At 72.9% G+C, this 8,649-nt stretch carries 8 protein-coding genes; 2 read left to right on the top strand and 6 right to left on the bottom strand.

Going from position 1 to position 8,649, the window contains the following annotated elements; all coding sequences use genetic code 11:
* Positions 1-209: 209 nt before the first annotated feature.
* The 6 genes from ABT106_RS29395 to ABT106_RS29420 form a co-directional block, all read right to left on the bottom strand.
* The gene (locus ABT106_RS29395) at positions 210-965 is read right to left on the bottom strand and encodes an alpha/beta fold hydrolase (RefSeq protein WP_351283367.1); all 756 of its coding nucleotides are present in this window, start codon (positions 963-965) and stop codon (positions 210-212) included.
* A gap of 145 nt (positions 966-1,110) precedes the next feature.
* Positions 1,111-3,171: a phosphocholine-specific phospholipase C gene (locus ABT106_RS29400; protein ID WP_351283369.1), complete on the bottom strand. Its 2,061-nt coding sequence runs from the start codon at positions 3,169-3,171 to the stop codon at positions 1,111-1,113.
* A gap of 380 nt (positions 3,172-3,551) precedes the next feature.
* Positions 3,552-3,959, bottom strand: a complete 408-nt coding sequence (msrB, locus tag ABT106_RS29405) for a peptide-methionine (R)-S-oxide reductase MsrB (protein WP_351283371.1) — start codon at positions 3,957-3,959, stop codon at positions 3,552-3,554.
* A 15-nt stretch (positions 3,960-3,974) separates the two neighbouring features.
* Positions 3,975-5,378, bottom strand: a complete 1,404-nt coding sequence (gene murC, locus ABT106_RS29410) for a UDP-N-acetylmuramate--L-alanine ligase (protein ID WP_351283373.1) — start codon at positions 5,376-5,378, stop codon at positions 3,975-3,977.
* Between the two features lie 96 nt (positions 5,379-5,474).
* The gene (locus ABT106_RS29415; RefSeq protein ID WP_351283376.1) at positions 5,475-5,942 is read right to left on the bottom strand and encodes an indole-3-glycerol phosphate synthase; all 468 of its coding nucleotides are present in this window, start codon (positions 5,940-5,942) and stop codon (positions 5,475-5,477) included.
* Between the two features lie 137 nt (positions 5,943-6,079).
* On the bottom strand, positions 6,080-6,862 hold the full coding sequence (locus tag ABT106_RS29420) for a pyrimidine reductase family protein (protein ID WP_351283378.1): 783 nt from the start codon (positions 6,860-6,862) through the stop codon (positions 6,080-6,082).
* Positions 6,863-6,958: 96 nt separating this feature from the next.
* Here ABT106_RS29420 and zapE point away from each other — a divergent pair, with 96 nt between their 5' ends.
* Entirely contained in the window at positions 6,959-8,014 is a 1,056-nt protein-coding gene (zapE, locus tag ABT106_RS29425; RefSeq protein ID WP_502979521.1) for a cell division protein ZapE, read from the top strand.
* Positions 8,015-8,075: 61 nt separating this feature from the next.
* Entirely contained in the window at positions 8,076-8,501 is a 426-nt protein-coding gene (locus ABT106_RS29430) for an OsmC family protein (RefSeq protein ID WP_351283383.1), read from the top strand.
* The last annotated feature ends 148 nt before the right edge of the window (positions 8,502-8,649 follow it).

An 8,649-nucleotide genomic window follows, 5' to 3' on the forward strand; every position in this document is an offset into this window, starting at 1 on the left:
CCTCACCCCGGACCGGCGCGCACGCGTCGGACGCGGCCGGGCCCGCCGCCTCCGGGCCGGCCCTGTGGTGGACCACGGCCGGCGTCGCGGTCACCGCGCTGACCGGCGCGGCCGCCGGCATCCTCCTGCGCCGCCGCCGCGCCCGCCGCCTGCGTTAGGGGGTCGGCCCTTCGGACCCCGTCCCCCACCGGGGTCCGCCGGACGCCCCCCTAGCTCACGAGGAAGGCTTCGACCGCCGTGGCGAAGGCCACCGGGGTCTCCTGCGGCGGGTAGTGGCCGGTGCCCGGCAGGGTCCGGATCCGGCAGTTCGGGTACCAGACCTGCCAGGTGCCCCGCATGACCTCGGCGGTCAGCGCGAGGTCGTGCTCCCCGATCAGGACGAGCACCGGCACGGTGTTGCCCTTGACGGCCGAGGACAGATCGAGCGGCTGCCAGCTCGCGAGGTAGCCCGCGAAAGCCTCGGGCCGGGACGCGGCCAGCGAATGGGCGACCATCCGCTCCAGCCAGTGGCGGCTCACCCGGTGTCCGGTGACCAAGTCCAGGATGGCCCGGCGCTTGTCGGGGTCCTCGGCGGCGCCGTAGAAGAGGGCGTGGGTCGCGTCGTCCATCGCGTAGGGCGCGGCCGGGACCGGGGCGGTCCCGATGAGTTTCTCGATCCGCTCGGGGGCCCGTACGAGCACCTGCTGCGCGGCCTTGCCCCCCATGGAGTGCCCGAGGAGCGAGAAGGTGTCCCAGCCCAGCTGGTCGGCGAGTTCGAGGACGTCGTCGGCGATCTCGGCGAGGCTGTAGCGCCCGGCCACGTCCCGCCGGTCGCCGTAGCCCCGGTAGTCGAGGAAGACGTACGAGAACCCCTCCGGGTCCAGGTGGTCCAGTACGGATCCCCAGGTGGCGCAGGTGCCGAACCAGTCGTGCAGCACTATGACGCGGACGGGTCCGGTGCCGATCCTGCGGTGGGCGATGGCCATGCGTTCTCCCTCGGTGACGGGGTGGAGATGCCGACGCCGTACGTACTGCCCACCGGATCCGCCGTCACACCGTTCAACCGCCGCCGCCCCGGCCACCTCGCGGTACCGGAGCGGCGGACGGGCGGCGGACGGGCGGCGGACCGGGTCAGACGGTCTTGAGCGCCGGGTCGGAGACGCCCGGTGCTCCCGTCTCCACGTGGCCCGCGAACCGGCGCAGGAAGGTGGCGTCGGCGTCGGAGACCACCTTGACGTCGTACCAGCGGCCGGTGGCGCGCAGGTCGACCGTGTGGGAGACGGTGGCGCCGGGGTTGACCTTGAAGGTCTGGGCGGCGCCGCCGTAGGAGTTGGTCACGGTGAGGTGGACCGCCGCCGCCGCGGAGTTCGCGAGGGTGAGCACCAGGTTGCCGGTGGCGTCCGCGTGCCGGGCCGTCACCTCGGGGCCGGCCTTCTTCGCCGGGCCCTTCCAGGTGCGCAGGAAGCCGTTCGGGCCCCAGACGGTGAGGTTGACCTGGTTGCCGGTGGAGGCACTGGTGCTCCACGTGTCCGAGAGGGTCTTGCCCGCCTCGACCGTGTAGGGCCAGGGCCCGTCCGTACGGTTGCCCGAGGTGCTGTGGAAGTGGGCGCCCAGGACGGAACCGGCGGCGAAGGTCAGTGTGAACTTGCCGGTGGACACGGTGGCCCTGCCGTCCGCGTACGGGCTGTAGCCGAGCGGGCGGGTCGGCTTGGAGCCCGCCTCCTGCTTGGGCAGGGTGCCCGTCGCCGGCGGCACCGGGTGGTACGACGGGTGGGTGTCGCGGTCGGGCGGGAGGTAGCCGTCCGTCGGGGGGAGCGCGGCCGGGGCGGCGTCGGAGCGGGTGAAGTCGAAGGCGGAGGTGAGGTCGCCGCAGACCGCGCGCCGCCACGGGGAGATCTGGGGCTCCTTGACGCCGAAGCGCTTCTCCATGAAACGGATCACCGAGGTGTGGTCGAAGGTCTCCGAGCAGACGTAGCCGCCCTTGCTCCACGGGGAGACGACGATCATCGGGACGCGCGGGCCGAGCCCGTAGGTCCCGGCCGCGTATCCGCCGCCCCCGGCGTACAGGTCGCGGGTCACGTCGGCCGTGGACAGGCCCCAGGCCGCGGAGGCCGGCGGGTACGGCGGGACGACGTGGTCGAAGAAGCCGTCGTTCTCGTCGTAGGTGATGAAGAAGGCCGTCTTCGCCCACACGTCCGGGTTCGCCGTCAGCGCGTCGAGGACCTGCGCGATGTACCAGGCGCCGAAGTTCGTCGGCCAGTTCGGGTGCTCGCTGAACGCCTCCGGGGCCGCGATCCAGGAGACCTGGGGCAGGGTGCCGCCCACCACGTCCGCGCGCAGTGTGTCGAAGTACCCCCCGCCCGCCTTGACGTTGGTGCCGGTACGCGCCTTCTCGTACAGGGCGCTGCCCGGCAGGGCGTTGCGGTAGGAGTTGAAGTAGAGCAGCGAGTTGTCCCCGTAGTTGCCGCGGAAGGCGTCGCCGATCCAGCCCCAGTGGCCGGCGGCGTTCAGGCCGTCGCCGATGTCCTGGTAGATCTTCCAGGACACCCCGGCGGACTCCAGGCGCTCGGGGTAGGTCTTCCAGCCGTAGCCGGCCTCCTGGTTTCCGAGGACCGGACCGCCGCCGGTGCCGTCGTTGCCCGTGTGCCCGGTCCACAGGTAGTAGCGATTGGGGTCGGTGGCACCGATGAAGGAGCAGTGGTAGGCGTCGCAGACGGTGAAGGCGTCGGCGAGCGCGTAGTGGAACGGGATGTCGTCGCGGGTCATGTGCGACATCGTGGTCGCGGTCTTCGCCGGCACCCACTTGTCGTACTTGCCATTGTTGTAGGCCAGGTGGCCGCCGGCCCAGTCGTGGTTGAGCCCCTCGACGAACCGCATGCCCAGGTCGTCGACCTGCGGGTTGAAGGGGAGGATGTCCTTCGTCCCGTTGGACTGGTGGAAGACGGACTTGCCGTTGTCCTGGAGGACCGGCCGGGGGTCGCCGAAGCCCCGTACGCCCTTCATCGACCCGAAGTACTGGTCGAAGGACCGGTTCTCCTGCATGAGGACGACGACGTGCTCGACGTCCTGGATCGTCCCGGTGGCGCCCTGCGCCGGGATGGCGGCGGCCCGCGCGATGCTCTCGTTCAGCATCGCGACGGCGGCGGTGCCGCCGGCGATCTGGAGGAACCTGCGGCGGTTGACTTCTGCCATGGTGTGACGACCTCTGGGGGTGAGGGGGGAGTCGAGGGGCGCCCCAAGGACAGCGGTCCAGGGGGGCCGGACGGCGATCCCCGGCTGACGCCGGGCCGTACAGCGGGAGAACGGACGGCCCCGCCGGGAGGAACGTACGGACCCGCCCGGAGGATCGGACAGCCCCGCCCGGAGGTACGCACGGTCCTGCCCGGGCGGCGCGCGGACCCGCCCGGCGCTCCGCGCGCCCCTGGCGAAGACGGTAGGCGCGGCCACCGGCCGGGCAACAGCCCCCGGAACGAGGTCGCTCAGGCCGGCCCGCCCCTGCCCGGAAGGTGTCCGGACGCACGGAGGGCCCGGCCCGGGGCTCGTACCCCGGGCCGGGCCCTCGAAGAGCTGTCTCAGCCCTCCGCGGGGGTGAGCCGCAGGGAGATGGAGTTGATGCAGTAGCGCTGGTCGGTGGGGGTCGGGTAGCCCTCGCCCTCGAAGACGTGGCCCAGGTGGGAGCCGCACTTCGCGCACAGGACCTCGGTGCGGACCATGCCGTGCGACCGGTCGTGGATCAGCTCGACCGCGTCGGTGTCCTTCGGGTCGAAGAAGGACGGCCAGCCACAGTGCGACTCGAACTTCTCCGTCGAGCGGAACAGCTCGGAGCCGCAGCCGCGGCAGGAGTAGACGCCTTCCGTCTTGGTGTCGGTGTACTCACCGCGGAAAGCCGGCTCGGTGCCCGCGAGGCGCAGCACCTGGTACTCGGACGGGGTCAGCTCCGCCTGCCACTGCTCGTCCGTCTTCTCGACCTCGTACGCCATGACGTTCCCGCTCCCTCAGTTCGACAGCCGGGCGATCGTTTCCAGGATCCGGGGTCCCAGATCCGTGACGTCACCCGCGCCCATGGTGAGAACGAGATCGCCGGGCTTGGCCATTCCCGCGATGACGTCGGCGACGGCCTCCTTGGAGTGCTCGGCGGTGACGTCGGCGCCCGCGGCCCGGGCGGCCGCGATGATCAGTTCGCTGGTGACGCCGGGGATCGGGTCCTCGCGGGCCGGGTAGATGTCGAGGACCACGGAGGCGTCGGCCAGCGCGAGGGCCTGGCCCATCTCCTTGCCCAGTTCCTGGGTGCGGGAGAAGAGGTGGGGCTGGAAGACGACCAGGATGCGGGCGTCCCCGGCGGCGCCGCGGATGGCCTCCAGGTCGGCGGTCATCTCGGTGGGGTGGTGCGCGTAGGAGTCGATGACCTGGACGCCGGCGGCCTCGCCCTTGAGCTGGAGGCGGCGCTTGACCCCGGTGTACTTGCCGAGGGCGGAGGCCAGGTTGTGCGCGGGGATGCCGAGGGCGACGCCGGCCGCGAGGGCGGCGACGGCGTTGTGCGCGTAGTGGCGGCCGGGGACGGAGACGGTGAAGGTGAGCATCCGGCCGCCGACGACGACGGTGACCTCGCTCGCCAGGCCGCGCGGGGTGATCTTGGTGATCCGGACATCGGCCTCCGGCTCCTCGCCGTAGGTGACGACGTGCAGGCCGTCGTTGCCGCGGACCCGGCGGGCGATCTCGGCGGCGCCGGCCTGGCCGTGGGCGATGACGAGGGTGCCGCCGGGCACGATCTTGGAGACGAAGGTCTCGAACGACTCGTAGATCTCCTCCATCGACGCGTAGTTCGCGTGGTGGTCGAGCTCGGCGTTGAGGATGATCGCGACCTGCGGGGTGTACGTGTGGAAGCTGCGGTCGCTCTCGTCCGCCTCGGCGACGAAGATGTCGCCCTCGCCGTGGTGGGCGTTGGAGCCGGGGGCGTCCAGGTCGCCGCCGATGGCGTACGAGGGGTCCAGACCCAGGGCCGCCAGGGAGACCGCCAGCATCGAGGTGGTGGTCGTCTTGCCGTGCGTGCCGGCGACGGCGATCGGGCGCAGCCCGTCCATCAGGCCCGCGAGGGCGTCGGAGCGGTGCACCACGGGGATGCCGAGCTCGGCGGCACGGGCCAGCTCGGGGTTGTCGGCGCGGATGGCGCTGGAGACGACCACGCAGGTGGAGTCGTCGGCGAGGTGGCCGGCGGCGTGCCCGATGTGGACGACGGCCCCGTGCGCGCGCAGCGCCTGGGCGGTCTCCGAGTCGCGCGAGTCGCTGCCGGCGACCTGGGCGCCCCGCTGGGCGAGGATCTTCGCGATGCCGGACATGCCGGCGCCGCCGATGCCGATGAAGTGGGGCCGTTCCATGGCGGTCGGCAGGCCGGGCTTCATTCAGGTCGCTCCAGGTATCGATGGTGCTTGTCCTACGGGGTGCGCGCCCGCGTCCGCGGCCGCCTTCACGGGCGGGCCGCGGGGCGCGGGGCCAGCCTATTCGTTGTGGGCGAAGAGCTTGAGCACCGGAACGCCCACCTTGTGGCGGGCGCGGGAGGCCCAGTCCCGGTGGAAGAACTCCTCCACGAAGTGCGGGGCGGTCAGAACGATCACCTCGTCGGCCCCGGTCTCCTCCACGACGGCCTTCAGCCGGTCGAGCGGGTGCTGCCCGATGATCTGCCCGGTGGCCTTGGCGCCCTTGCCGCGCAGGGCGTTCAGGGAGTGTGCGAGGGCGTGTGCGGCAGGCCCCTGGGCGGCGTCGCCCTCGGGCTCGTCGCCCTCGTGAATGGCCTCGGGGAGCTCACCGAGCGCTACGTCGTCGATGGCGCGCAGCAGTCGGTCCTGGTCGCCCCGGGGCCGCATGAGGACGACGAAGGACACCGCGTCGTCTCCGTGCAGGGTGGTGACGAAGTCCACGTCCACCGTGGTCAGCGGCTGCTCGATCATCAATACGCTCGTGAACACGGACGCCCTCTCCTTCATGGGCCGAGGCCGGCTGGCTGGCCGGCCCCTGCGGAAACCATCCTGCCCCGCTGTCGCACGGGGCTTGCGCAGGTATATGCCCAGCGGAAGCTAAGCGGAACGACAAATTCCGCCCCTTGTCAGATCCGACGGTAGCTCGTGAAGAGGAACCCGGCCTCCTCCAGTACGCAGGCGGGCGCCAGCCGGTGCGGAACCGCGACGGCCGGGCCCGCGGAGATCCGCTGGGCGTCCCCGGCGGTGAGCATCGGCGAGATCGTCAGGCACAGCTCGTCCAGCGCGTCGGCGGCCACGAACTGCCCGAGGAGCCGGGGTCCGCCCTCGGTGAGCTGGCGGCGCAGCCCCCGCCCGGCCAGCTCGCGCACCGCACGCGCCGGGTCCACGCCCGCCCCGTCGCCCGCCACCACGACCTCGACGCCGGCCCTGACCGCCTCCGCGACCCGGTCGGCGGGCGCTCCGGCCCCGGTGACCACCAGGGTCGGCACCAGGGGGGAGGTGAAGAGCGGCAGGCCGAAGTCGAGGTCCAGGCTCGCCGTGACCACCGCGATCGCCGGGGCGGGCCCCTGGCCGGCGGCCTCGCGGCGGGCGGCGAAGGCGTCCCGCGCCCGGGCCGGCCGGTAGCCCTCCTGGCGAACCGTTTCAGCACCGACGACCACGACATCGGCCAGCGCCCGCAGGGTGCCGAAGATCCGCATGTCGGTCTCGCCGGAGATCGGCTGCGAGCGGCCGTCGTGCTGGGCGGCCCCGTCCAGGGTGGAGACCATGTTGGCCCGGAGCCAGTGCTCCCCGGCGCCGAGGGAGGGGTACGCGTACGCCTCCGCCAGCTCGTCCAGCGACCATGCGCGGTCGGCCGGATCCCGGGGTGGGGCCGGTGTCTGATCGGTCACAGGGAACAGGCGTCGCATCGGTGCAGTGTGCCACGCCCCGTAGAGTTGAGTGCTGTGTCGACCTCACTCTCCACCTCCGGTTCAGCAGCCGGGCGGCCCGCCGACCGGCCTCCCATAGCCGACGCCGGCCCGCAGGCGCTGTGCGCCCGCGAGCCCCGGGTGCCCGCCGAACGGCTGGTGGCCGAGATGGTGCCGCCGCCGCGTTTCGACTCGGTGCGCTTCGACACCTACGACCCGGACCCGGCCCAGCCCAGCCAGACCGAGGCCGTCACCGTGCTGAGCGGCTTCGCCGCCGGCCTCGGCGGCGCCCACGCGACGGGCTCCGGCAAGCGGCGCTGGTTCGCGAGGAAGCCCGCCGCGCCCACGGGCCCGCGCGGGGTCTACCTCGACGGCGGCTACGGCGTCGGCAAGACCCACCTGCTGGCCTCCCTGTGGCACGCCACCCCGGCCGAGCCGGCGCTCAAGGCGTTCGGCACCTTCGTGGAGCTGACCAACCTGGTCGGCGCGCTCGGCTTCCAGCAGACCGTGCGGACCCTGGGCGGGCACCGGCTGCTGTGCATCGACGAGTTCGAACTCGACGACCCGGGCGACACCGTCCTGGTGTCCTCGCTGCTCAGCCGCCTCGTCGAGCAGGGCGTGGCGCTGGCCGCGACCTCCAACACGCTGCCCGGCAAGCTCGGCGAGGGCCGGTTCGCGGCCGCCGACTTCCTGCGGGAGATCCAGGGGCTGTCGGCGCACTTCCGGCCGCTGCGGATCGACGGCCAGGACTACCGCCACCGGGGCCTGCCCGAGGCTCCGGCCCCGTTCTCCGAGGAGCAGGTCACCAAGGCCGCGTACGCGACCCCGGGCGCGAGCCTGGACGACTTCCCGGCCCTGCTGGAGCACCTGGCCCGGGTCCACCCGAGCCGCTACGGCGCGCTGACGGACGGGCTCTCGGCGGTCTGCCTCACCGAGGTCGGACCGGTGCCGGACCAGTCGACGGCGCTGCGGCTGGTGGTGCTCGCCGACCGGCTGTACGACCGGGAGGTCCCGGTCCTCGCCTCGGGCGTACCGTTCGACCGCCTGTTCAGCGACGAGATGCTGAACGGCGGGTACCGCAAGAAGTACTTCCGGGCGATCTCGCGGCTCACCGCGCTCGCCCGCGACGCGAAGCCCCTGGTGTCGCAGTAGGTTTGGCACGGTCGGGTCCGTTCGCGGCCCGGCCGTTTCGACTTCTGCGAAGGGATCCACCATGGCCACCACGCGTCACGCGCACACCGTCTGGGAAGGCAACCTCCTCAAGGGCTCGGGTGTCGTCACCCTCGACTCCTCCGGTCTCGGCTCGTACGACGTCTCCTGGCCCTCGCGCGCCGAGGCGGCCAACGGCAAGACCAGCCCCGAAGAGCTGATCGCCGCCGCCCACTCCAGCTGCTACTCGATGGCGCTCTCCCACGGCCTGGACGGCGCGGGCACCCCGCCCACCCGCCTGGAGACGAAGGCCGACGTCACCTTCCAGCCCGGCGAGGGCATCACCGGCATCCACCTGAGCGTGCGCGCCGAGGTACCCGGCCTGGACGCGGAGGGCTTCGCCGCCGCCGCCGAGGACGCCAAGAAGAACTGCCCCGTGAGCCAGGCCCTGACCGGCACGACGATCACGCTCTCCGCCGAACTGCTCTGACGGCCGGAGCGGGCCCGGGCGGGCCCGGACCGCCGGGCCCGCCCCGTCCGCGCGCCCGGGCAGACCGGCCGCCGCGCGGACCGGCCGCCCGGTGCTCCGGCGGGCCCGCCCCGCGCGGGGCGCCCCCGCCGGGCCGGCCCGGCGGCGG

This window comes from Streptomyces sp. NPDC002044 (assembly GCF_040296725.1).
GTDB classification, from domain to species: Bacteria; Actinomycetota; Actinomycetes; order Streptomycetales; family Streptomycetaceae; genus Streptomyces; species Streptomyces antarcticus.

Bases quoted from the DNA above. Each gene is read 5' to 3' on its own strand.
- ABT106_RS29395 (WP_351283367.1), bottom strand. From the start codon at position 965: ATGGCCATCGCCCACCGCAGGATCGGCACCGGACCCGTCCGCGTCATA.
- ABT106_RS29400 (WP_351283369.1), bottom strand. From the start codon at position 3,171: ATGGCAGAAGTCAACCGCCGCAGGTTCCTCCAGATCGCCGGCGGCACC.
- msrB (WP_351283371.1), bottom strand. From the start codon at position 3,959: ATGGCGTACGAGGTCGAGAAGACGGACGAGCAGTGGCAGGCGGAGCTG.
- murC (WP_351283373.1), bottom strand. From the start codon at position 5,378: ATGAAGCCCGGCCTGCCGACCGCCATGGAACGGCCCCACTTCATCGGC.
- ABT106_RS29420 (WP_351283378.1), bottom strand. From the start codon at position 6,862: ATGCGACGCCTGTTCCCTGTGACCGATCAGACACCGGCCCCACCCCGG.
- ABT106_RS29430 (WP_351283383.1), top strand. From the start codon at position 8,076: ATGGCCACCACGCGTCACGCGCACACCGTCTGGGAAGGCAACCTCCTC.